The 24,308-nt window shown below is 33.3% G+C and carries 26 protein-coding genes and 1 tRNA gene; 14 read left to right on the forward strand and 13 right to left on the reverse strand.

The window, feature by feature from the left end; genetic code table 11:
* From AA088_RS14965 to AA088_RS14990, 6 genes are all read left to right on the forward strand, one after another.
* Positions 1-597, forward strand: a 597-nt coding sequence (locus AA088_RS14965; protein ID WP_046745847.1) for a gliding motility-associated C-terminal domain-containing protein, incomplete at its 5' end; no start/stop codon positions are given.
* Between the two features lie 71 nt (positions 598-668).
* Positions 669-1,604, forward strand: a complete 936-nt coding sequence (locus AA088_RS14970; RefSeq protein WP_046745848.1) for a PorP/SprF family type IX secretion system membrane protein — start codon at positions 669-671, stop codon at positions 1,602-1,604.
* Between the two features lie 7 nt (positions 1,605-1,611).
* Positions 1,612-3,561, forward strand: a complete 1,950-nt coding sequence (locus AA088_RS14975) for an OmpA family protein (RefSeq protein WP_316931689.1) — start codon at positions 1,612-1,614, stop codon at positions 3,559-3,561.
* Between the two features lie 186 nt (positions 3,562-3,747).
* On the forward strand, positions 3,748-4,272 hold the full coding sequence (gene idi, locus AA088_RS14980; protein WP_046745850.1) for an isopentenyl-diphosphate Delta-isomerase: 525 nt from the start codon (positions 3,748-3,750) through the stop codon (positions 4,270-4,272).
* Positions 4,269-4,679, forward strand: a complete 411-nt coding sequence (locus AA088_RS14985) for a 6-pyruvoyl trahydropterin synthase family protein (RefSeq protein WP_046745851.1) — start codon at positions 4,269-4,271, stop codon at positions 4,677-4,679. The genes idi and AA088_RS14985 overlap by 4 nt, the downstream gene beginning before the upstream one ends.
* A gap of 15 nt (positions 4,680-4,694) precedes the next feature.
* Complete coding sequence (locus AA088_RS14990; protein ID WP_046745939.1) at positions 4,695-5,663, forward strand: type I phosphomannose isomerase catalytic subunit; 969 nt, start codon at positions 4,695-4,697, stop codon at positions 5,661-5,663.
* Positions 5,664-5,725: 62 nt separating this feature from the next.
* Here the strand turns inward: AA088_RS14990 and AA088_RS14995 are convergent, their stop codons facing one another.
* Positions 5,726-6,100, reverse strand: coding sequence for a hypothetical protein (locus AA088_RS14995; protein ID WP_046745852.1), 375 nt, complete (start codon positions 6,098-6,100; stop codon positions 5,726-5,728).
* A 452-nt stretch (positions 6,101-6,552) separates the two neighbouring features.
* Here AA088_RS14995 and AA088_RS15000 point away from each other — a divergent pair, with 452 nt between their 5' ends.
* The 4 genes from AA088_RS15000 to AA088_RS15015 all read left to right on the forward strand — a co-directional run bounded on the left by AA088_RS15000 (position 6,553) and on the right by AA088_RS15015 (position 8,718).
* Positions 6,553-6,819, forward strand: coding sequence for a hypothetical protein (locus AA088_RS15000; RefSeq protein WP_046745853.1), 267 nt, complete (start codon positions 6,553-6,555; stop codon positions 6,817-6,819).
* Positions 6,820-6,876: 57 nt separating this feature from the next.
* A tRNA-Thr gene (locus AA088_RS15005) sits at positions 6,877-6,950 on the forward strand.
* Between the two features lie 97 nt (positions 6,951-7,047).
* Complete coding sequence (locus AA088_RS15010) at positions 7,048-8,283, forward strand: DEAD/DEAH box helicase (RefSeq protein ID WP_046745854.1); 1,236 nt, start codon at positions 7,048-7,050, stop codon at positions 8,281-8,283.
* Positions 8,284-8,364: 81 nt separating this feature from the next.
* Positions 8,365-8,718, forward strand: coding sequence for a hypothetical protein (locus AA088_RS15015; protein ID WP_052752925.1), 354 nt, complete (start codon positions 8,365-8,367; stop codon positions 8,716-8,718).
* A gap of 60 nt (positions 8,719-8,778) precedes the next feature.
* Here AA088_RS15015 and AA088_RS15020 read toward each other — a convergent pair whose 3' ends face one another.
* From AA088_RS15020 to AA088_RS15045, 8 genes are all read right to left on the reverse strand, one after another.
* Positions 8,779-9,492 carry a DUF4369 domain-containing protein gene (locus tag AA088_RS15020; protein WP_046745855.1) on the reverse strand — a complete coding sequence of 238 codons (714 nt, stop codon included), beginning with the start codon at positions 9,490-9,492 and terminating at the stop codon, positions 8,779-8,781.
* A 39-nt stretch (positions 9,493-9,531) separates the two neighbouring features.
* Positions 9,532-10,746, reverse strand: a complete 1,215-nt coding sequence (locus AA088_RS15025; RefSeq protein ID WP_046745941.1) for a DUF819 family protein — start codon at positions 10,744-10,746, stop codon at positions 9,532-9,534.
* 573 nt (positions 10,747-11,319) lie between these two features.
* Positions 11,320-11,508, reverse strand: coding sequence for an Arc family DNA-binding protein (locus AA088_RS15030; RefSeq protein ID WP_046745856.1), 189 nt, complete (start codon positions 11,506-11,508; stop codon positions 11,320-11,322).
* 2 nt (positions 11,509-11,510) lie between these two features.
* Positions 11,511-12,032, reverse strand: a complete 522-nt coding sequence (locus AA088_RS15035) for a DUF1648 domain-containing protein (protein WP_046745857.1) — start codon at positions 12,030-12,032, stop codon at positions 11,511-11,513.
* Positions 12,033-12,035: 3 nt separating this feature from the next.
* On the reverse strand, positions 12,036-12,200 hold the full coding sequence (locus AA088_RS18065; RefSeq protein WP_082106788.1) for a DUF4177 domain-containing protein: 165 nt from the start codon (positions 12,198-12,200) through the stop codon (positions 12,036-12,038).
* A gap of 14 nt (positions 12,201-12,214) precedes the next feature.
* Positions 12,215-12,391 (reverse strand): hypothetical protein, encoded by a 177-nt coding sequence (locus AA088_RS18640; protein ID WP_164484242.1) that lies wholly within the window; start codon positions 12,389-12,391, stop codon positions 12,215-12,217.
* Between the two features lie 2 nt (positions 12,392-12,393).
* Entirely contained in the window at positions 12,394-13,254 is an 861-nt protein-coding gene (locus AA088_RS15040; RefSeq protein WP_046745858.1) for an SPFH domain-containing protein, read from the reverse strand.
* 290 nt (positions 13,255-13,544) lie between these two features.
* Positions 13,545-14,156: an alpha-ketoglutarate-dependent dioxygenase AlkB family protein gene (locus tag AA088_RS15045; protein WP_046745859.1), complete on the reverse strand. Its 612-nt coding sequence runs from the start codon at positions 14,154-14,156 to the stop codon at positions 13,545-13,547.
* A gap of 65 nt (positions 14,157-14,221) precedes the next feature.
* On the opposite strand from AA088_RS15045, the gene AA088_RS15050 reads away from it, so the two are divergent.
* The 3 genes from AA088_RS15050 to AA088_RS18455 all read left to right on the forward strand — a co-directional run bounded on the left by AA088_RS15050 (position 14,222) and on the right by AA088_RS18455 (position 15,429).
* The gene (locus AA088_RS15050; RefSeq protein WP_046745860.1) at positions 14,222-14,896 is read left to right on the forward strand and encodes a M15 family metallopeptidase; all 675 of its coding nucleotides are present in this window, start codon (positions 14,222-14,224) and stop codon (positions 14,894-14,896) included.
* Between the two features lie 91 nt (positions 14,897-14,987).
* Positions 14,988-15,185: a hypothetical protein gene (locus AA088_RS15055; protein ID WP_046745861.1), complete on the forward strand. Its 198-nt coding sequence runs from the start codon at positions 14,988-14,990 to the stop codon at positions 15,183-15,185.
* Between the two features lie 103 nt (positions 15,186-15,288).
* Complete coding sequence (locus AA088_RS18455) at positions 15,289-15,429, forward strand: hypothetical protein (RefSeq protein ID WP_157547256.1); 141 nt, start codon at positions 15,289-15,291, stop codon at positions 15,427-15,429.
* A 54-nt stretch (positions 15,430-15,483) separates the two neighbouring features.
* Here AA088_RS18455 and AA088_RS15060 read toward each other — a convergent pair whose 3' ends face one another.
* The 3 genes from AA088_RS15060 to htpG form a co-directional block, all read right to left on the reverse strand.
* The gene (locus tag AA088_RS15060; RefSeq protein ID WP_046745862.1) at positions 15,484-16,374 is read right to left on the reverse strand and encodes an RluA family pseudouridine synthase; all 891 of its coding nucleotides are present in this window, start codon (positions 16,372-16,374) and stop codon (positions 15,484-15,486) included.
* An 88-nt stretch (positions 16,375-16,462) separates the two neighbouring features.
* Positions 16,463-18,118 (reverse strand): serine hydrolase, encoded by a 1,656-nt coding sequence (locus AA088_RS15065; RefSeq protein ID WP_046745863.1) that lies wholly within the window; start codon positions 18,116-18,118, stop codon positions 16,463-16,465.
* Positions 18,119-18,230: 112 nt separating this feature from the next.
* Positions 18,231-20,117 carry a molecular chaperone HtpG gene (gene htpG, locus AA088_RS15070; protein WP_046745864.1) on the reverse strand — a complete coding sequence of 629 codons (1,887 nt, stop codon included), beginning with the start codon at positions 20,115-20,117 and terminating at the stop codon, positions 18,231-18,233.
* A gap of 299 nt (positions 20,118-20,416) precedes the next feature.
* Here htpG and AA088_RS15075 point away from each other — a divergent pair, with 299 nt between their 5' ends.
* Positions 20,417-21,433: a beta-ketoacyl-ACP synthase III gene (locus AA088_RS15075; RefSeq protein WP_046745865.1), complete on the forward strand. Its 1,017-nt coding sequence runs from the start codon at positions 20,417-20,419 to the stop codon at positions 21,431-21,433.
* 395 nt (positions 21,434-21,828) lie between these two features.
* On the opposite strand, the gene AA088_RS15080 is transcribed toward AA088_RS15075, so the two are convergent.
* Complete coding sequence (locus AA088_RS15080) at positions 21,829-24,297, reverse strand: outer membrane beta-barrel family protein (protein ID WP_046745866.1); 2,469 nt, start codon at positions 24,295-24,297, stop codon at positions 21,829-21,831.
* Between the last annotated feature and the right edge of the window lie 11 nt (positions 24,298-24,308).

The raw sequence follows: 24,308 nt of genomic DNA on the forward strand, positions 1-24,308 counted from the left end.
AGTGATCCGAATGATCCATGTAATCCAAATGCAGGAGGAAATCCTGATGGCGATTGCGACGGAGATGGAGTATCAAATGGAGATGAATTAAATCCACCTAACGGAGGAGATCCAACAGATCCAACAGATCCTTGTGATTTAAATGTAGAAGATATTACTTTAGATCCTAGTCAAGATTGGATAGATGGTGATTGTGATGGAGATGGTATTCCAAACGGACCTGATGGAACAGATGATGAAGATGGAGATGGACTGCCAAACTTCTTAGATGTTAACAATTCAAATACTGTTGAAAACGATCTGGAAATATTCAATGCAGTAACACCAAATGGAGATGGAGATAATGATGTATTTACGATTAGAAACATTGAAATGTTCCCAGACAACCAAGTGCGTATTTACAACAGATGGGGAGTTTTAGTATATGAAACGCAAGGATATGGTCAAAATGGAAACTACTTCCGTGGAATATCTAATGGACGAGTGACAATACAGAAAAACAAACTGTTACCGGTAGGAACATACTATTACGTTGTTGACTATGTAATAAATGGAGTAACAAAGAATAAAGCAGGTTACTTATACATTCAACGATAAATACAAAAGCGTACATACAGTTTTTCTGTATGTACGCTCTAATTAATAAATAAAAAATACAGCATACTATAATGAGAAACAAAATCAGCATCATCATAGTTTTATTGAGTACTGTTTTTTCGCTACAGAGTTACGGTCAACAGGATGCTCAGTATACGCAATACATGTATAATACCATAAGTATCAATCCGGCATATGCTGGTTCAAGAGGCGTATTTAGCATGGCAGGGTTGCATCGTTCTCAATGGGTTGGATTGGAAGGTGCTCCGCGTACGCAAACACTCAATTTACATACCCCTATTGGAAAAAAAGGAAATGTAGGACTAGGGTTTTCTGTGATAAATGATGAATTGGGACCAACCAATGAAACTTATTTTGATATTGATTTCTCATATACAATTCGAACATCTGAAAATGGGAAACTATCATTTGGAATCAAAGCAGGAGGACATCTCTTAGACGTATGTTTTGATTGCTTAAATGAATACAGCCCTAATGATGCATTGCTGCAAAGTAATATTGACAATAAATTTTCTCCTAATGTAGGAGCTGGAATTTACTATCGAAACTCTGAAAAATGGTATGTAGGATTATCGGCTCCCAATTTACTAGAAACGAAACATTTTGATGAATCTTCACTATCAACAGCTAAAGAACGAATCAACTTTTATTTAATCGGAGGATATGTTTTTGATATGAGTGAAAGTGTAAAATTTAAACCAGCAGTATTATTTAAAGCTGTTTCTGGAGCACCATTACAAGCAGATTTATCTGCTAATTTTTTAATCAATGAAAAATTAACCCTCGGAGCAGCCTACAGATGGAGCGCTGCTTTTAGTGGACTGGTAGGACTACAACTGTCTGATAGCTTTATGATTGGTTTTGCATATGATCGAGAAACAACCGAACTTGGAAATACCCAATTCAATGATGGTTCGTATGAAGTGTTCTTACGTTTTGAACTGTTCAACAATCGCGACAAAATTATCTCACCAAGATTCTTCTAAAACTAGCATGATGAAACAAATAAAATATATAATATATACGGTATTAAGTTTACTTGTTTTTGTGGGAAATGCGCAAGAACGAAAACTTACTAAAGCAGATAAAAAGTATGATGATTATGCGTTCATCAATGCAATTGAAATTTATGAAGAAGTTGCAGAAGAAGGGTACAAATCAAAAGAACTTTTTGAAAAGCTAGGAAATGCATACTATTTCAATGCAGATTTGGCGACTGCTGCAAAATGGTATGAAGAACTATTCAAAATGGGAGAAGAAATTGCTCCAGAATATTACTTTCGTTATGCACAATCACTAAAAGCACTTGAACGTTATGAGGAAGCCGATACTAAAATGCAACAGTTTAATCAACTTACGGGAAGTGACATAAGAGGGAATAAATTTATAAAAACACGTAATTATTTAGAAGAAATTGCAGCACAATCAGGTCGCTTTCGTATAGAAAATTTAGGAGTTAATTCTCCATATTCTGATTTTGCGCCATCATTTTACCTTGAAAATAATTTAGTGTTCTCTTCAGCAAGAGATACAGGAGTCGCAACACGTTACAAACACAAATGGAATGCTCGTCCATTTTTAGACCTCTATGGAGCTGAAGTAGCTGAAAATGGAAGTTTAGTCAATGTAGATAAATTTTCAGGAAAACTAAATACCAAATACCACGAATCAACTACAGCTTTTACAAAAGATGGAAACACAATGTACTTTACGCGTAATAATTATTACAAAGGAAAGTATAAAAAAGACCAAAAAGGAATTAACAAACTAAAAATATTCAGAGCCACACGTGGGGAAAATGGTTGGACAAATATTGAGGAACTTCCTTTCAACAGTGATTTATATTCTGTTGCGCATCCAGCATTAAGTCCTGACGAGAAAAAACTTTATTTTGCATCCGATATGCCTGGCTCAGTAGGACAATCTGATTTATACGTAGTAGATATTCACAATGACGGAACATTTGGAGAGCCTAAAAATTTAGGAAAAGGAATCAACACAGAAGCTAGAGAAAACTTTCCGTTTGTAAGTCAAGACAACGAGCTCTACTTTTCTTCTGATGGACATGTTGGTTTAGGAGGATTAGATATTTTCGTGATGCGTCTTGACGATGAAGAATCTACTATTTATAATGTTGGAGAACCAGTTAATAGTCCTGTCGATGATTTTTCATTCATCATAAACACTACAACCAAAAAAGGGTACTTTGCATCCAACCGTTCTGGTGGACAAGGTGATGACGATATTTATTCATTTTTAGAAATAAAATCCATTCAATGGACATGCGAACAGGAAATTGTAGGTGTGGTAAAAGATAACAAATCTAACGAATTGTTGGTAGGAGCAAATGTAAAACTATTTGATAATGATAATCAAGAGCTAGAAAATACGTATAGCGATGATTTAGGAAAGTTTAGGTTTAAAACAATGATTGATTGTGAAGAAGTATATTTTATCAGAGCTTCCAAAAAAGAGTACAACTCGGAAGAAGTTTTATTACCTAAAACAGATGAAGCTGGTTTACGCTCAGTAACACTATTGTTGGAAAAAGAAAAAGTTCCATTCAAAGTAGGGGATGATCTTGCTGTAACTCTTAACATACCAATTATTTATTTTGACTTTGACAAGGCAAATATTCGCCCAGATGCAGCTACAGAACTAGAAAAAGTAGTTGCAGTAATGAGAAAATATCCAACACTTAAAATTGATGTTCGCTCGCATACAGACAGTCGTGGAAGTGATTCATACAACAAAAAACTATCACAACGCAGAAACAAATCTACACGAGACTATATCATCTCTAAAGGAATCGATGCAAGTAGAATAACAGGCGACGGTTACGGAGAAGAAAGATTGGTAAACAAATGTAGTAATGGTGTAAAATGTTCGGAAGAAGAACATCAACTTAATAGACGTAGCGAATTTATAGTCGTGGAAAAATAAAAAAACGAACATATACAAAAAAAGCATTCTAACATTTAGAATGCTTTTTTTTGTAGAATACATACGGCATAAAAATGGGGTAACTACTTTTTCAAAAACACAATATGTTAATTTTAACTAAAAAATAGGAAAATACAGTAAAGGCAACACCTGTTGATTTTGTAAATTTGTGTTCTATCAAAAAATATGGCACAAGAAAACGTAATTCTAGTAAACGAAAATGATGAGCAAATTGGCGTGATGGAAAAAATCGAAGCGCATGAAAAAGCATTGCTACATAGAGCATTTTCCGTATTTATCCTTAATAACAAAGGAGAGTTGATGCTACAACAACGCGCCCTCCACAAATATCATTCCCCTGGTTTATGGACCAATACCTGTTGCAGTCACCAACGTGAAGGTGAAAGTAACATTGCTGCAGGTAAACGAAGATTACAAGAAGAAATGGGTTTTGTTACCGAACTTGCAGAAGCAGTTTCGTTTATATACAAAGCACCTTTTGACAACGGATTGACAGAGCATGAATACGATCATGTAATGATAGGAAACTATAACGACGCTCCTATAATTAATCCCGATGAAGTTGCCGACTGGAAGTGGATGGATGTTAAAGCTGTTAAAGATGACATTGCTAGTCACCCCGAAAAATATACAGCTTGGTTCAAAATTATTTTTGATAAATTTTACGAACACATAAAAGTCGATATATGAAAGTTACTGTCAGCAGAAAAGCACATTTCAATGCCGCACATCGGTTGTATCGACCAGACTGGGACGATACAAAAAACGAAGCCGTTTTTGGAAAATGTAGCAATCCAAACTATCACGGACACAATTATGAATTGATAGTAAGTGTAAAAGGCGAAATTGACCCTGAAACAGGATTTGTAATGGACGTAAAAGTATTAAAAGATCTCATTTGCTCGGAAGTAGAAGACGCTTTCGATCATAAAAATCTAAACCTAGAAGTTCCAGAATTTAAAAACCTGAATCCAACAGCCGAAAATATTGTGGTAGTCATTTGGAAAAAGCTTAGAAAGCATATAAAAACTACATTAGACCTCGAAGTAGTTTTATATGAAACACCGCGAAATTTTGTAAAATATGCAGGAGAATAACTAAGAACGATGAACTTGTATCCTTTTAAATTTAATGCCATACTCAAAGAACGTATTTGGGGCGGAACCAAACTCAAAGAAGTACTCAACAAAGAAGCTACTGGTGAAACCATAGGTGAAAGTTGGGAACTATCTGATGTAAAAGGAGAATCGTCAGTTGTTGCAAAAGGGGCACTCAAAGGAAAAACATTACAAGAACTCAGCGAAACTTTTCAAGAAGAGCTTTTAGGAAGCAAAGTATATGAAACCTTTGGAACAAAATTTCCTTTATTAATCAAATATATCGATGCTCAAAAAGATTTATCAATTCAAGTACATCCCAACGATGCCCTTGCAAAAGAACGCCACAATTCGTTTGGAAAAACAGAAATGTGGTATGTAATGCAAGCTGATGAAGGAGCCAAATTAATGGTTGGTTTCAATCAAGAGGTTACCAAAGAACAATACCAGGAGCATCTAGAAAATAATACGCTTACGCAAATACTCAACTTTGAACCTGTAAAAAAAGGAGATGTGTTCTTTTTGCCTACCGGAAGGATTCATGCCATCGGAGGCGGAATTCTTCTTGCAGAAATCCAGCAAACTTCAGATATTACATATCGGATTTATGATTGGAATCGGGTTGATGCCAATGGAAACTCTCGCGAATTACATACAGCTTTGGCATTAGATGCAATAGATTATTCTTATTACAAAAACTATAAAACAAACTACCAAGAACTTCCTAATCAAATAACAAATCTAGTTGATTGCCCTTACTTTACGACTAATTTACTTCCTTTTATAGGAGAACTGTCATTAAATCATCATGACAAAGATTCATTTGTGATATATCTCTGTGTAAAAGGCAATGTAACTCTTAGCACAGAAACTTATGAAGAACAGTTAAAACAAGGAGAAACACTGTTGCTACCAGCTTGTATAAAAAACATCAAAGTAATGGCAAAAGAAGCTTCAGAATTATTGGAAGTGTATATCAAATAACTTTGCAGATTTATACCTAAAAAATAAAAAATCCCAAGCGTTCAACTTGGGAATTTCATTACTCACGAAACCTTTCGAATGGGTTTTTCTAACAAAGGAAAGCCAAAAGTAGCTTGACAAATAGCTTCTTCTGTTTTTGATTTTTTCTTCGATTTGGTGACTAAAATATGTACGACAAGTCGTTGAGCGTTTTGCTGAATCAATTGTGCTTGAATATTCAAAGAATCATTTAAACGCGCACTTTTATTCATCTTTATATCGTATTCTACAATAGTGGGAACTTCATGAGAATAAAACTCTCTAATTGGATAGGTGGCTGCTACTTGAATTTTATCAAAAAGAATATGTGGATGTAAAAATCCGTTACCGTTCGTTACTTTTTTAGTAACTAAAAATTGAATATTGGTCTGAATTGTATTTTGTGTGAATGTGTTCATAATGTAAAAAATTAATGATGTATCAAAAGTGGTATAGGTTCATAAAAAGGTGTTTGAATTCTATAATAAGGATTCATGGAAAAAATCAGTTGAGACATTTTTTGGATCAAGGTGAATGTACGTTTCATACGAATAGATTTTAAAAAATTAAACAGTTAAAAATAAAAAAGGTGCTTTGTAAAAAGCACCTTATAAGTTTATAATATAGATATTGAATTGTTAACTAATACTTATGTTGATGCTGATGGTACGGCGATTTCTGAATACGCACAGGAATACAAATCATAACACGTTTGGCGTTCGTGGTAGATTGAGTTAACTGTCGATATAACTGTACAATAGCATTCATGAGATAAAACTAGAAAAATAAATTTAGATGCACTAACATTTGTGTTATTTATAACAAATAATAGACCATTTTAGTGTAAATTTGCAAAAAATTATAATATATCATGGCAAATAAAAGAGATTTAAAGAAAGACTTGAACTATGTTTTTGGAGACATCATTGATGCTGCATTACTATGGCAAGTTGCCAATCCTCAAGAAGATTCTGCAAAAAGTGAAGAGATTATTGATGAATCTATTCAGAGTTTTGATGAATTGATTGCAGAGACTAACAAAAGAGGAGTAGAAAATCCTAAGGCACACTTTAAAGGAATCCGTCAAGAATTGGAAACAAGAGCAACTACTCTAGTAACAAAAATCAATAGTTTGTAAAAAAAATAAAAAAACGTTTGCAAAGAATAAAAAGCTTTTTATATTTGCAACCGCTTTGCCGATGTAGCTCAGCTGGCTAGAGCAGCTGATTTGTAATCAGCAGGTCGTGGGTTCGAGTCCCTCCATCGGCTCAAAGTATATAAAGACAGCAATTACGAAAGTGATTGCTGTTTTTTTTATGCATAAAAATCAGCGTATATTTAATACAGAAATTCAAAATTATTCTAAGTGACTTTTAAAGAACTAAAACTCAACAAGCCAATTCTCCGTGCAGTATTTGAAAAAAATTATGAGCAACCAACTTTAGTTCAAGAACGAGCCATTCCTATTATTCTTTCTAAAAAAGATACAATTGTTTCTGCACCTACAGGAACAGGGAAAACTGCAGCATATGCTTTGCCAATACTACAATTATTATTTGATAAGCAAGATGCTCCCAAAAAAGGAAAAAAAATTAGAGCATTAGTTGTTTGTCCTACACGAGAATTAGCCGTTCAAATTGAAGAAAATTTTAAAGCATATAGCACCTATACAAATTTACGAACAACAGTAATTTTTGGAGGAACTTCATTTGAACCACAAAAAGAGAAACTCAAAAAAGGAATTGATGTATTAGTAGCAACACCTGGACGATTATTGGATTTACATAAACAAGATTGTGTGAACTTAGATTATGTAGAAACGTTAGTGTTGGACGAAGCTGATTTGATGTTGGATATGGGTTTTATCAACGATGTTCGTAAAATTGAACGCTTATGTCCTACGAAAAAGCAAATCTTACTATTTTCGGCAACGATGCCACATAAAGTGGAAGAACTCGCTAGTTCCATTTTAAAAATGCCTGAATATATTGAAGTAGCTCCAACTTCTTCAACAGCAAAAGGAATTCAACAACGACTCTATTACGTGCCTAAGCGCAACAAAATAGAACTCTGTTTGCATTTGCTTCGCAACGAACTGAAAGGAACGTGTATCATTTTTAGAAGAACCAAGTTTGGTGTGGATAAATTGGAAAAAACACTGTTGAATAATAATTATAAAGCGGTTGGATTGCACGGCGATAAATCGCAAAGCATGCGTCAGGAAGCCTTGAATGAATTTATAAAAGGAACTTCAAATATTTTGATTGCAACTGATGTCGCAGCAAGGGGAATTGATATCAAAGAAGTAGACATAATCCTGAACTTTGATATTCCGAATGTGTCAGAAACGTACGTTCATAGAATTGGTAGAACAGCAAGAGCTGGCGCAACAGGATTGGCTATATCTTTTTGTTCGGCAGATGAAAAAAAATACATAAAAGATATTCAAGAACTCATTCGTAAAGAAATTCAAATTATTGAAGAGCATCCGTATCCATTAGATCCGAAGGCGAAACCAGTAGTTCATAAAAAGAAAGGTAGCAAACACAAAAAAGGGCGTAAATCAGTTGCTTCTAAAAAGAAAAAGAAACGTTGGTACTAAACAAGGATATACTACTTTCAAGAAAACATTGAAATAAATTGTATCTTAGAGTGCGTAGTAATTTTTAAATGTTTCCTTCCAATGAAAAAAATAATATGTTTCTTAATACTTCTTTTTGCTGTACAATCGTATGCACAGCAAGAGTCCACTGTTTTTGAATTGACAGGCTCGCAAAGCATGTGCATAACAGGAAAAGGAGCTGGGCAAGATGCAGCAATAAACCCATTTAAGGACAAAAATAGCATAGCCATTGTGGAAAATATTGGCAAAAACGAGCTTAGTGTTCGTGTAGAATATCAAGGAAAGTTGTTTTTGACACGTGCAATTGAAGCAGGGAAAACAGCAGAAATCTCTTTGCGTAGAGGAAGTATTTTATATGTTGATGCTGATTTGAAAACCAGTGCAAAAGTGAGTTTTAAAGAAGGGAAAGAGTAAATAATAAAAAAGACAACTAGAATCATAGTTGTCTTTTTACTTTTTTGAAAAAAGAAGGGATTATTGTTGTTCTTCTACTTTGCGTTTTTCGATTAATTCTTTTAATTCCTTTCCATATTTTGAATCTGCTACTTTTGGAGGTAATTGCTTGTAAATAGTGTCTAAAAACTTAACATTTGCATCGTTTGCTTCTTTGGCAACTACATAAGGGACAATAATATTCTCTTTATTGGTAAACGCATAATTTAAAATATAGCGCATACGAGTTTTCGCATAATTGTTAATTTGCGTATTGATTTCTGTTAGTTTTTTAGTGTCTTCTTCTTTTTGAGCGTCCAAACCTTCGCGAATCAACATTAATTCTTTTGTGTTAAATTTGGTCATAAAATCCTTAAATGCATCAAGATCATTATTGCTTTCAGAACCGGTAATCTTTACATCGTTTACAAATCTACGAAGAGTAGTATGTATGGTCATTTCACCAGGTTCAGCAAAAAAATCAATACGGTCGTTTAAATCGTTATAATCTTTTTTGTCTAAGTATAAATATAGCACTTGAGGTTCTTCAATACTAGTACTGAATGCAAAGTTGGCATCGCCTTTAATTACCACAGAATCTAATGTTACCAAACTGGTATCTTGTATTTTCTGCAGAAACAGTGTTCCTTCTTTCAAACCATCAATATTTCCGGTAATTTTTAAGTTACCTTCTTTTTCTTTTCCACAAGCGATGCAAGCTAAAATCGCAAGGAATGCAATACATTTTCTGAACATTATTCTAAATTTTAAAGAGCGCAAATATCTATAATTTTGTTAAACTTTAGAAGCCATTTCCATCAAAATTGTACATAAAATAGCTCCATACGTTCCAACTACATAACCAAAAACAGCCAATAATACACCTACAGATGTCAATGAAGGATGAAATGCTGAAGCTACAATTGGAGCAGAAGCAGCACCGCCTACATTTGCTTGACTTCCTACGGCTAAGAAGAAATAGGGAGCACGAATTAATTTGGCAACCAAAATGAGCAACCCTGCGTGAATTGCCATCCAAACCAATCCAACAGCAATAAGACCAGGATTTTCCAGTACTTTTCCTAAGTCCATTTTCATCCCAATTGAAGCAACTAAAATATAAATGAAGATACTTCCAATCTTACTTGCTCCAGCCCCTTCATAGTTTTTTGCTTTGGTGTATGATAAAAGAATTCCAAAAGCAGTAGCAATTGTAATCATCCAAAAGAAAGAAGAACCTAAAAATGACAGCGCTCCATCTTTATCTTTAACAGCATCAAAATTGCTTGTTAAATACTCAGTAATAGTATTGGCTCCAAAATGAGCTAGAGAAACGCCTCCAAATGCTAGAGCTAGCATAACCATTAATTCTGTTAACGTTGGATTTCGTTTTATTTTTTCTGTAAAAGAGGAAACGCGTTGTTTCAATTCTTCAATAGCAGAATTGTCAGCTTTAAAATGAGCGTCAATTTTTTTCGATTTTCCGATTCCTAATAAAAGTATAGCCATCCATAAATTCGCAACAACAATATCAACCAATACCATTGCCCCATACTTGTCTTGGCTATATCCATAAATTTCATACATGGCAGCTTGATTTGCGCCACCGCCAATCCAACTACCGGCTAAGGTGGAAAGTCCACGCCAAACAGCTTCAGGACCTGCGCCGCCAACAGTTTCGGGTGAAAAAATAGAGATTAATAAAATTGCCAAAGGCCCGCCAATTATAATTCCCACAGTTCCGGTAAAAAACATAATCAAAGCTTTTGGTCCTAAATTGAATACACCTTTTAAATCAATGCTTAACGTCATCAAAATAAGTGCGGCAGGCAATAGGAAACGACTAGCAATTAAGTAAGCTTCAGAATATTTATCTGAAATAATTCCAAGAGAGCTTAAAATAGCAGGCAATAAATAGCAAATAAGAAGTGCTGGAACATATTTATAAAACTTTTTCCAACCAGAATTTTTACTCGCTTCTGTATAAAACACAAAACCTAACAAAATCATTAGGATTCCAAAAACAATTTTATCACTACTAAATAGCGGTTTTGGATGAATAATTGTTTTTTTTACTTTTTGCTTTTCCTTAGGTATAGAAATTACAGCACTTTGATTGTAAAAAGTTACATTTTTAAGTTCATAAATTATTTCCGAAAAACCATATTTAGGTACTGTGGAAAGTTCAAAAAGCGAAATAGGTTTGGAGGTGTTAATGGTTTCTTTTCCTCGATAGGAGATGGTAGCAACTGAGTTGTCAATTGTAAAGCTGAAATTGCCAGTAGCAATAAATTGAGTGTTAATATTGCTTAGATTTTCGAGAGTTGCGAACTTAGTGTTTGTTTTAATCTCTATGTCAAATCCAGAAAAGGAAATTGAATCGATTGTAACTTTTGCATTGAATTTTTGTTCTTTACTTTCTACATTTTTAATGGTTAATTGCTGAGAAAACATAGAGAAACAGCTCAACAATAAGAATAAAGCAAACAATTTTTTGAACATAATCGGATAGTTTAAGTCGCAAAATACCAAAAATGTTAGCTTCGGTAAAATTTCAATTGCATTTTATAAAAAGAAATAAATTTAAAGCTCAGATGATTCTTCAGAAGAGTCTGTTTTTTTGTTAGGAACTCGTTTAGCATTTTTTAAACTTTGCATCAGCATCCATTCTATTTGTCCATTGGTACTGCGAAATTCGTCAGTAGCCCATTTTTCAATAGCTTTCAACATATCTTCATTGATTCGTAATGCAAAGGCTTTCTTTTTTGCCATAATTAGTTTTTGGACTTTGCCGCTTTTTGATTTTTTTGAATATAAATTAATAAAACAATAGGCATGATTACTGAAAAAGCAATCAGAATGTACATGAATGAATTTCCCATTAAAGAATTTTCTCCAGATGCAGCTTGAATGACTGATAACGCTACATATCCCATGATAAAAAGCGTTATCAAGTTCACGATTCGTAATAATCGCGCACTCATTTTATAATTATGGGGAGCATTTTCTTCGGTAATTTCGGTCATATAATTATGAATGTGTGGAAATTTAGTCAATATATACATTCCAATTGTGATTACAGTAGTAATTCCCATCAGAAACCATATAGAGCTTTTTCCGCCAGTTCCATCTACTTCACCTTGTGCATTAAAATGCGTTGGTACAATTTCTGGAAGCGATTGATATTTCATGATGACATAAGCCCATAAACATACCAAGACTGCTAATGTAATAAACTCTATAACAACATCAACTGTTGTTAAAGGAACTTTGATTCTGGGTCTATTTGAATGCATAGATTATCTATTTTTACTGCGTTCAAAAATAATTTGAACATATCCTTCATTTTTGTTGATATTACACAATATCCAACCTTGCTTAGCGTGGTTATTTAGGATTTCTTCTAGTTTTTCACTTCTATTTTTCCAACCTAAACTAGGTTTAACTACTTTATATTCTTTCATAAGATATTAATTATTTAGGAACCATCTTCTCGTAAAATCGCTAATGCAATAACGGCTCCAATCAATGTTCCTATTAAAGAGCCCATCATGGTTCCTGCGACAATGTTTCCAAATACAGCTCCATAAGTTGTTCCTATACTTGTACCAATTGACACTCCTAATGCTATAGCTGCTATTTGTTTCTTATTCATATTTATTGATGTAACGTTCCTGTGTTTACAACAGGAGAAGCATCTTTATCTCCACACAAAATAACTAATAAATTACTCACCATGGCAGCTTTCCTTTCTTCATCTAAAACTAATAGTTCTTTCTTGTTTAACTCATCAAGAGCCATTTCTACCATACTTACAGCGCCTTCTACAATTTTATGTCTTGCAGCAACAATTGCTGTTGCCTGTTGTCTTTTGAGCATAGCACTGGCAATTTCTTGCGCATACGCCAAATAACCAATTCGCGCTTCCAATACTTCAATCCCAGCAATTGCTAAACGCTCTTCTAGTTCTTTTTCTAGAGCTTCACTAACTTCATTGACACTTGATCGTAATGTGATGTCTTCATCGTGTCCTTCATCAGCAAAATTATCATATGGATACATACTTGCTAATTTTCGAACTGCGGCATCTGTTTGTACACGAACAAAATGTTCATAGTTATCTACGTCAAAGGCAGCTTTGTAGGTATTATTTACTTTCCAAACTAATATGGTACTAATCATAATAGGGTTTCCAAGCTTATCGTTCACTTTTAAGCGTTCACTATCAAAGTTACTTGCCCGAAGCGATATTTTCTTTTTTGTATAAAATGGGTTTACCCAATAAAAACCATTTTGTTTTACGGTTCCTACATATTTTCCAAATAAAAGAAGTACGCGAGAGTTGTTTGGGTTTACCATTAGAAAACCAAAAGCAATCAATAGTGCAATTATAATTCCTGGAATAAATGCAGGATTTTCATAATATAACATAGCAAAAATGTTTCCGAATAGTAAGAGCAAAAACACCAAAAGCATCAAATATCCATTTGCAGGAATAATAATTTTTTCTTCTTTCATAATGTTTAGTTTTAGATTGATATTAAAATGATATCATAAATATATAAAATTAAATAATTTCTTCGCAAGAAATTATATGTTTTTTTGATGCGTAGATTAAAAAAACATGTTTAGTACACTTTTTATAAATTATTTTTTTGAAAAATTAAAGTTTGGCACGTGGTTTGTTTTATACTATATGTAGTATAGCGATGACGTGTAGCAAAGCTGGTTACTTTCTACACAGAGTATATTACATTTTTTTGGTTGGTTAGTTATAAACACTCCGTTTTTACGGAGTGTTTTTTTATTTAAGTAATAATGCGAAATGTTATATTGATTCTCCCCTTGATTTGTCGAGTAGTTTTCGGAATTTGATGCAACCAGTGATGTTGCGTAGAACCTTTCATGAGGAGTAAACTTCCATGCTCAAGAAGAATTTTATGTTTCAGTGTGTTGTCATTTCGATGTTTAAGATAAAAAAAACGATTTTGACCAAAACTTAACGAAGCAATCACAGGATTGGAGCCAAGTTCCTTTTCATTGTCTGCATGCCAACCATTACTATCTTTACCGTCTCTATAATAATTGAGCAAAAGTGTTGTGAAGTTTTTTTTACACGTTTCATCAACTCGTTGTTTTAGTTTTTTTAAAGTTAATGTCAACGGATGTGGACTCATCTGTATGCTAGAATAACTATACGTTTTTTGATTGGTTCCGTATAATGCTGTTAATCGTGGTTGGGCATAGATTTTTCCAAAAACCTTAATATCATCTTGCTGCCAAGGGGTTTCATTTTTGAGTATTTCGAAAATTTGTGAGGCTTCTATAAAAGGAATATAGTTTGGATAATAGGTAATATCAGCATCTTTTAGATGTAATTGGTGTGGATTTTCTCCTGAAAATAAAGAAGCTTGTTTCATGTTTCTCAATAGTGATTATAAAATTAATCATTATTTTGTGAAAGAAGATGACAAGACTAGCAGTTATGCCAAAAATATACTATACAATTCCTTTATTATTATCACTACTTTTTTTTAGGAGTGACACTCAACTTCCTAGTGGGTTTGTATATGTAAAAGATTATATACCTAATATTCACGTTGAACTTCGTTATTTCTGTTCTGATAATTTTGTAGGAACACATATTGATGGCTATGAGGCACATACATGTATTTTATCAAAAGCAGCTACGTTAGCATTACAAAAAGTGCAAAAAGAACTGAACAAACAAAACTTAGGATTAAAAATTTATGATGCTTACCGACCACAACGTGCAGTAGATCATTTTCGGCGTTGGGCAAAAGATGTAAACGATACATTAATGAAACAGGATTATTACCCAAACGTTGCTAAAAAAGATCTTTTTGTACTACAATATATTGCAACACAATCACGCCACAGTAGTGGAAGTACTGTTGATGTAACCATTATTGATTTAAAAACTCAGAAAGAATTAGACATGGGAAGCTCTTATGATTTTTTTGGTGAGATATCTTGGGTTGCATATTCCAAACTGACTAAAAAGCAATTGGAGAACAGACAAATGTTGCAACGTGTTATGTTAAATAATGGGTTTCGAAACTATCCGAAAGAGTGGTGGCATTTTACATTGCGGGGAGAACCTTTTTATAATCACTATTTTGACTTTCCAATACAATAATTTCTCGATAAAAGTAGGGTGTTCCCGTACTTACATACTAAAATATTTAGTTAGCTTAGACTATTATAAATCAATAAAATACCTAATAATCATGCTACAGAATATTTTAAAATTAGAAGGAGTTTATGTGTTGGACAAGAAAGAACAATACGTAGTGACAGGAGGAAAAAAACAATGCAATTCGCACGCAGATTGTGGTTCTGGGAATTGTTGTAATACGGCAGGTTGGTGTCAAGCATTCGGCTCGCAAGGCTCTACAGGATATTTGTGTGACGGAAGCTTTTTGTAATATATAGTTTGAATCTTAACTCACTATAAAGTAAGGTGTTACCGTACAAAATCGCAAGTGATAATTAGTATCTTGTAAATAGCAAACCAAAAATTTTTAAATTATGAAAAAAAAGAGTGTACAAACATTAAAACTGGTGAAGAAAAAAGTATCAAACTTGAAAGTATCAGAATTAAACAAAGTAAAAGGCGGATCAGGAGTAGGAACGTACTGTAATACTTGGTTTGATTGCTGGTATCATTAAAAATTAGAATGAACACATTCATAAAATTAATAAGCGAACTTCGGTTCGCTTTTTTTATGTAAGATTGAATTTTGAGAAACGTTTAATCTCACGATTAAGTAAGCTATAATACTTATTAGGCGGTTCAATTGAAAAACAACAATTTTTGTTTGTGATAGGATGAACACATGCAATAGAAGTAGCACATAAAAACAGTCCTTTTTTATAATTTTCGGAAGCTTTTCCGTACAACTGGTCACCCACAATAGGATGTGAAATACTTGCTAAATGTACTCGTAATTGATGGGTTCTCCCTGTTTTAGGGAGTAATTTTACATGTGATAAAAATTGATTTTGTAAAGAAGGTACAGTTTGCAACGTTTCATAATAAGTCAATGCATCTTTTTCTGCCACTATTGAAGTTATTTGCCCTTTTTCTGGTGTTTTACCAAGAACAATAGCTTGATAGGTTTTTGAAATTTTTTGTCGTTCAAATTGTTGATGAAGATTGAGTTGAGCAGTTTTTGTTTTGGCAATTATCAAAATACCCGAAGTAGGATTATCCAATCGATGTACAGGCTTGGGAAACGGTAAAGCGTCAATTGCATTAGAAGTTTTTAAGTTATGTGGCAAAGCATTTTCAATAGTTTTAAAATAGTTGCCACTAGTGGGAAAACCTGCAGGTTTATTGATAATAGCTATAAAGTCATCTTCGAATAAGATAGGAATTTCAAGCTTAAAAACTTTTTTAGGAATATAATCTTGCTCATACACTTCAATCAAATCCTGAGTTGATACAAATGTTGCTGTGGTGGCAATTGTGCCATTAATATATACCACCTTTTTTTTAATCATTTTCTTCAATGCACTTTTAGTCATAATAGTTTTAAAATGACCTACAGGATATTCTTGAATTCGAACAGGCGAATCTATTTGATGTACAATATGGGATTCAAGAAGTTTCATTGCTGTAAAAATAGCGAAATCACAACTAAAAACCACGAATACAACTTTGATTGAATTCGCAGTTTTTCTTTACAGTTGTAATCTTATATTATTTGACTTTTTTTCCAGTCATTTTTTTGCCATTTTGGGTTAGAGTAACACGTATAGGCTTCTTTGTTTGCGTCTCAATTTCAAAAGTTAAAGTTGCAGGAACTACTTTTAGAAAGAACTGATTTTCTGTCTCTGCAAATATTTCAATTTTTGGTTGATTGGTTGCCTGTGCAAAAATTTGATTATTTTCTACGGTTATTTCAATACGAAAGTTTGGTTGTAACTCATAGATGCCAATATACTTTTGTAAAATTTCTGAAGATAATTGAATTTCTCTTTTAGGTTCTGGTAGCTTCTCATTTGTTGCAATTCCTTTAGATTCAGTTATATTACTTTTAAATAATACAGATTTTGGAGTTCCGTCAGTAAAAATAAATTCTGAAAAGCTATCTTCAAAAAAGAAACGATTTTCTGAAAGAGGAAAAATTGCAAATTCATTATTTCCATCGGTACGTTGACTGTACAATTGATTTCCTTTTCGCATAATTACACGAATTACACCATCTTCAAATTTATATGCACCAACCCATTTGTCAAGTTGAGGTTGGCTCAATTGAATTGCTTGAGCAATGGTAGGATACGGTTTTCCAATTGTAATAGCTGCAATTTTATAAGCAATGTTAGAAGGTGAGTTGCAGTTGCAATTTGTTAAAATGATGATATATGTGTTTTTACTCGGAATATAAATTCCTTGTGAAGTATACCCAAAAATTCCTCCACCATGTTCAATAATCGGAATCCCTTGAATGGTATTGTGAGACCATCCATACCCGTAATTAATCTTATTTCCGTTATTTAAAGTATAATTGCTAAAGGCTTTTTGCAAACTTTCTTTAGAAATTAAATCGTTGTTTTGAACTGCGCGTTGCCATTTCAATAAATCATCCACGGTAGACATGAGTGAACCAGCAGCATACGGAATGGTCATACTTATATAATTAGCGTTAAGATAACCTTCATTTCCTTTTTGATATCCCATGGCTCTATTGTTGATTAGTTTTGATTTGCTACCATAGTAAGAGTTGTTCATTTGAAGAGGTGTAAATATTCGCTTTTGTATAAAATCAGCATATGGCATATCAGTTATTTTTTCAATGATATATCCTAAAATTACATAGCCAGAATTATTATAGCGAAATTCCTCGCCAGGAGTAAAATCCATAGGTTCATTTTTAAAAAGATCCATAAGTTCTGTTGGAGAAAGATCTTTTCGAGCATACTCATTTAGCGAACCTAAAGAAGTATAGCTTTTAATGCCTGAAGTGTGAGTGAGTAAGTGGTGAATGGTAATTTTTGTATTCTGTGTTGGATAATCAGGAATGTATTTGGTAATCTCGTCATCGAGAGAAAGTTTGCCTTCTTCAAGGAGCATTAAAATTGAAATTGCGGTAAATTGTTTTGTAATTGAACCAATTTCAAAGACGTTTTCTGGAATCATGGCTACGTTCTGTTCTAAGTTTGCTCTTCCAAACGCTTTTCTATATACAATAGATCCTTCTTTGGCAATAAGAATTGTTGCGCCCGATTCGTTTGTCTTGTATTGATTGCTCATTAAAGCATCAATTTGTGCTTCAATATTTTGTGCATAAAATATGATGGGAAGTGTGACAAATAAGAACACAACAAGTGTCCTGAAAAGTGATAATTTTTTCATGAGTGAAATTGTTTTTTGATTGATACTATGTATGACTGTCTATTTGAAAAAAGGTTACAAAAAAAAAAGCCTCTTTTATAAAAAGAGGCTTTGTAATATATACATTCTATTATCATTTAATCATTTCATAGCTACGTTTGATGAACTGTGTCAACTCTTCCCCTTTTAACAAGTTTTGAGATAAACGGGCTAAGTCTAAGGACTGTTTGATTAAGCGTTCTTGTTTTTTCTTCGTTTTAGTATTTAAAATTTCTCCCACTAATTCGTGATTCGTATTAACGACCAAATTGTACATTTCAGGGAAATTCCCCATGCCAAACATGCCACCTCCAGTTTGTTGCATTTCTTTCATACGACGCATAAATTCTGGTTGTGTAATCATGAAAGGAGACGCATTAGAGTCCATTGCTTCTAACTGTACAGTATATGTGTCACTTGGAATTACTTCTGTAAGTGTTGTTTTTAAAGATTCTTTTTCCTCGTCAGAAAGTTTTGAAATTTGCTCTTCATCTTTTTTGATCAAGTTATCTATATGATCTGCATCAACACGAGCAAATGATATATTTTCTTTAGAAGTTTCTAATTTTTGAATCAAATGTGAAACAATAGGAGAATCTAAAAGCAATACTTCATAGCCTTTATCTTTGGCAGCTTGTATGTAACTATGTTGTTGATCTTTATCGGCAGCATACAAAATGATAGTCTTTCCATCTTTATCTGTTTGTGCGTCTTTGATTTTCTCGTGAAGTTCTTCATAGGTGTAGTATGCACCATCAACCGAAGGATATAAAGCAAACTTATCTGCTTTATCAAAGAATTTTTCTTCAGAAAGCATTCCGTACTCAATCACCACTTTGATATCGTTCCATTTTGCTTCAAAATCTTCTCGGTTATTCTTGAATAAAGAATTCAGTTTGTCTGCTACCTTTCGTGTAATATAAGAAGATATCTTCTTTACATTGCCATCGGCTTGTAAGTAAGAACGAGAAACATTTAATGGAATATCAGGCGAATCAATCACACCTTTTAGCATTGTTAAAAATTCAGGGACAATTCCTTCCACATTGTCAGTAACAAATACTTGGTTTTGATACAATTGAATTCTATCCTTTTGCATATTCATATCGTTCCCAAGTTTTGGGAAATACAAAATTCCAGTAAGGTTGAATGGATAGTCTACATTCAAATGAATATTGAATAAAGGTTCTTCAAATTGCATTGGATACAATTCGCGATAGAACTTTTTATAGTCTTCATCTTCTAAGTCTGCAGGTTGTTTGGTCCAAGCAGGATTTGGGTTGTTAATGATATTATCAACCGTAATTGTTTCTGGTTTTGCATCTTCAGGAGCGTCTTCAGGAAGAGGTAATGTTTCTTCTTTGGTGCCAAATTTGATTGGAATTGGCATGAACTTGTTATATTTTACTAACAATTCACGAATTCGCGCATCTTCCAAAAATTCAGTAGAATCTTCTGCAATATGTAAAATAATTTCAGTTCCTCTTTCTGTTTTGTCGTGTTCCTCTAATGTAAATTGAGGAGAACCATCACAAGTCCAATGAGCTGCTTTGGCATCTTCTTGATAACTTTTAGAGATGATTTCTACTTTTTCGGCCACCATAAAAGCAGAGTAGAAACCTAATCCGAAGTGTCCTATAATTCCTGAATCTTTGGCAGAATCTTTATATTTTTCTAAAAATTCTTCTGCTCCAGAAAAAGCGACTTCATTGATGTATTTCTGAATTTCATCAGCAGTCATTCCAATTCCTTGGTCAATAATGTGAAGTTTTTTTCCTTCCTTATCAACTTTTACCTCTATAATTGGATTCCCATATGTTACATTTACTTCACCAATACTAGTTAAATGTTTAAGTTTTAGCGTAGCGTCAGTAGCATTAGAAATTAGCTCACGTAAAAAGATTTCGTGGTCACTATATAAGAACTTCTTTATTAGAGGGAAAATATTTTCTACAGATACATTAATATTTCCAGTTGCCATTATGTTATTTTTTAGTTTATATTATGATTTATGAATGTTTGACTATTCTTTTTCAAAAAAAATACCATTTTACAACAGGTGACAAGATGGCATAAATACTGTCAAATACACATAGATATAAACATACAAAGGAGTTTTTTATGGAATCGTATCTTTTATAATAAATACGCTTTTTCGTTGAAGAGCACTCATTTACTTTACATAAGTTATTAATAATGCTTAATATTGCGGTTCAGTTTTTTAAGAATTTGTAAATTTATATAGCGATTACAGGCTAAAAAATAAAAAATCTACAATTTATGTATACATCAAAAATTATAGGATTAGGACATTACGTGCCAGATAATGTGGTTACCAATGATGATTTGTCCAAAATTATGGACACCAATGACGAATGGATACAGGAGCGTACAGGAATTAAAGAAAGAAGATTTGCCGTTAAAGGAACAGAAGATACCACTTCAGGAATGGGAATCAAAGCCGCTAGAAAAGCGATTGAGCGTGCAGGTATTGATAAAGACGATATAGATTTTATCATTTTTGCTACATTGAGTCCTGATTATTATTTTCCAGGACCAGGCGTTATGGTGCAAAAAGAATTAGATATAAAAACTGTTGGTGCACTTGATGTTCGCAATCAATGTTCTGGTTTTGTGTATGCAATATCTGTAGCAGATCAATTTATTAAGACAGGAATGTATAAAAATGTATTGGTAATAGGATCTGAGTTACACTCTCACGGATTGGATATGACTACAAGAGGAAGAGCAGTTTCTGTAATTTTTGGAGATGGCGCTGGAGCGGCAGTACTTACAAGAAGTGAAGATGCTAATCGCGGAATTTTATCGACGCATTTGCATTCACAAGGAGAACACGCAGAAGAATTAGCACTTACAGCGCCAGGAATGGGAACACGTTGGGTAAATGATATTCTTGATGATTATACGAATGGAGTAGAAGATACGTCTTATTTTCCACACATGAATGGACAATTCGTGTTTAAAAATGCAGTTGTTCGTTTTAGTGAAGTAATCATGGAAGGCTTGATGCAAAATGGATTGAAAAAAGAAGATATCGACATGTTAATTCCTCATCAAGCAAATTTGAGAATCTCACAATTTATCCAGAAAAAATTTGGGTTAACTGATGATCAAGTATATAATAATATTATGCGTTATGGAAATACTACAGCAGCATCTATACCTATTGCATTGACAGAAGCTTGGGAAGAAGGAAAAATAAAAGAAGGAGATACTGTAGTATTGGCAGCTTTTGGAAGTGGTTTTACTTGGGGAAGTGTAATTATAAAATGGTAATAAGCTAACACGCTATATAATAGTTTAAAATAAAATCCCAAATGCAAGTGCATTTTGGGATTTTTCTTTTTTTAGATATTGTAAAAATATCTACTATACTTTCTGCAATATTAAAGGGTGTTTTTAGAGTGCTAAATTCGAATAACTAACGTATTGCAATACAGTATAACATTAACCTGTTTGCAAGTACTTTGTTTTTTTTGGAATATAAAAGGTGCTTTACAGAACTTTAACAATTTTTTTGTTTAAAGGTGTTAAATAGCAGATTAACAGTAGTTTGTTGTTTTTATAAACAGAAAACCTTGGTCGTGCACAACCAAGGTTTTTCATATAATAACGGACAATTAACACTAACCATCAATAATAATTGCCGTCACTAGTTGTAGGATAGTGGCTTACATAAAACCACCACCACCTTCTTTTACATCTTTGTCACGTTGCTTACGTGATTTTGCTCTGTATTTTCCACCTCCAAAGCGATATGATAAACTCACATTTACAGTATTACTTTCCCAGCTAAATGAACCTACTTGACGGAAAGGTCTTTGTCCATCAAATCCGAATTCCATTGTATTGAAAATATCATTGTAATTCACGCTAATAGTTCCGTTTCCTTCAGCAAAGGCATAACGAGCACCAATGTTTACAAAATACATAGGTTCCATTTTAAACTGAATACCTTGTACGCTTCCTCTGTAAAATCCAAATGCAGATAAGCTTAATTTTTTAGTTACCCTAAAGTTATTAAACATTCTAAAGTTCCACGCTTCATTGTCTACTTCTACAGTTTCACGAACAATATTGTCCACCGTAGCCACATCTGTTGGAGCATTTAATGATTCTGTGATTCCTTTTTGCGTCTGCGAGAAAAAGTCAAAACTTGTATTAAAACTCCACCAACTTGTAGGTCTAAAATTACTTGAGATTTCAATTCCGTAGGCAGAAGTATTGTCAAAGTTATCATGAGTTAAAATCAATCGGCTTAAGTCAGTTTGATCTACAAAAACGGCTCTGTTGATTTCATCTTCGATAATTCTATAAAAAACACCTCCAGTAACAGTTCCTTTATTACCAAGCTTACGTGTGTAATTCAATTCCATAGAGTTGGTAAATTGCGGTTGTAAGTTGATATTTCCATAAGAAGTTATCAATGGAGTACTCCACTCTCTAATTGGGTTTACTTGTCCAATTCCCGGACGGTCAACACGTCTGCTATAGCTTAATTGATACGAATTTTTTTCTGACGGATTATAGGTGAAAAATGCTGAAGGATATACCTGAGTGTAATCATTTTCAAAAATAATGTTGGTTTCATCATTCGAATTTACTTCTCTTGATAGTGCATTCGCATCGACTTGAACAGTTTCGGCACGAAGTCCTAATTGATACGACCATTTTTCATATTGTTTTCCATATGTTGCATACAAAGAATAAATATCTCTGCTGTAGTCAAAATCAGTACTTGGAGTTCTACGTAAAGTTCCCATTTCATTGAATGAAAACCCTGTTGATTGGTAATCAATGTTCGAATTGAATAAACGTGCTTCTGCACCAAGTTCTAATTTAGCTTTGTTTTTTAATGGACGTACATAATCTAAGTTAATGGTAGTGCGGTTTCTATCCGTATCTGTTTCATCAATATAGTCAGGAAATGTATTAGCACCAGAAAAAGTAAAATCAAAGACATCATCTGCATCAAACGTATTATAATCTACTTCTAATTCAATATTGTGGCCTTCTTCATCAATATCGTATTTATAGTTAAAGTTATATTGAGATGATAAGTTGTCATTCTTAGCTAAGAAATATTGAAAGTTGTTAAATTGTGGATCGTCGTAAAAAAATACATTTGTCGTTCCGTCATTTTTACTATCCGATATATTTTGATTGGTAAAGAAAGAGATTGTATTCTTTTCATTCAAATAAATATCCATTCCAACTTTAAAAAGGTGCGTCTTACGATTGTCTAAGAAACTGAAAATTTGTTCAGAATTTTCATCTACTCTAAAAATATTACCATCGTTGGCATTTTTAGAAATATTATTGGCATAGTTTCCAAAAATATTGAATTTACCATTGCGATAATTCATATCGATTGAGCTATTGAATTTAGCTTCGCGCTCACGTGTCAATCCAATATTTACATTTCCATTGAAACCAATATTAACGTTTTTGTGTAATACAATATTGATAATTCCACTCATTCCTTCAGGGTTGTACTTTGCGGAAGGATTGGTAATCAATTCTATTTTTTTAATTGAATTAGAAGGTAATTGCTTCAATAATTGTGCAGCAGGAATTGTAGAAAGCTTTCCATCAACCATTACGCGTACGTTTTGGTTTCCTCGTAAGCTAATAGCGCCTGTTTGCTGATCAACATTCACAGAAGGTAAATTGTTCATAATATCAGAAGCAGTAGGTCCGCTAGTAACTAGGTCTTTACCTACAGTAATTACTTTTCTGTCAACTTTTTGTTCTATCGTTGTACGTTCAGCAACGACTTCTACTTCATTAAGAGTTGTGGCACTTTCGGCAAGTGAAATTGTTCCTAAAGAAACGGTTTTATTATCGTTGGTAATCGTCGCTTCTTTGGAAATTGTTTCGTAACCGATAAATTGAATATCAATAATAATTGCTACAGCAGGAATATTATTGATAGAAAAATTTCCGCCATCATCAGAAATCGCTCCTGTTAATACCTTTTGGTCAGCTTTTGATTTGATTACGATTGTTGCATACGGAATAGCTTCATTAGTAGTAGCGTCAATGACTTTTCCTTGTACAGTTCCGATTTTAGGGGCAGTGTTCTGCGCATGTAAGACAATGCCTAGCATTAACATGCATAGGGAGAATAGTTTTTTCATGTAATTAGTTC

This window comes from Kordia zhangzhouensis, assembly GCF_001005305.1.
Classification (GTDB): Bacteria; Bacteroidota; Bacteroidia; order Flavobacteriales; family Flavobacteriaceae; genus Kordia; species Kordia zhangzhouensis.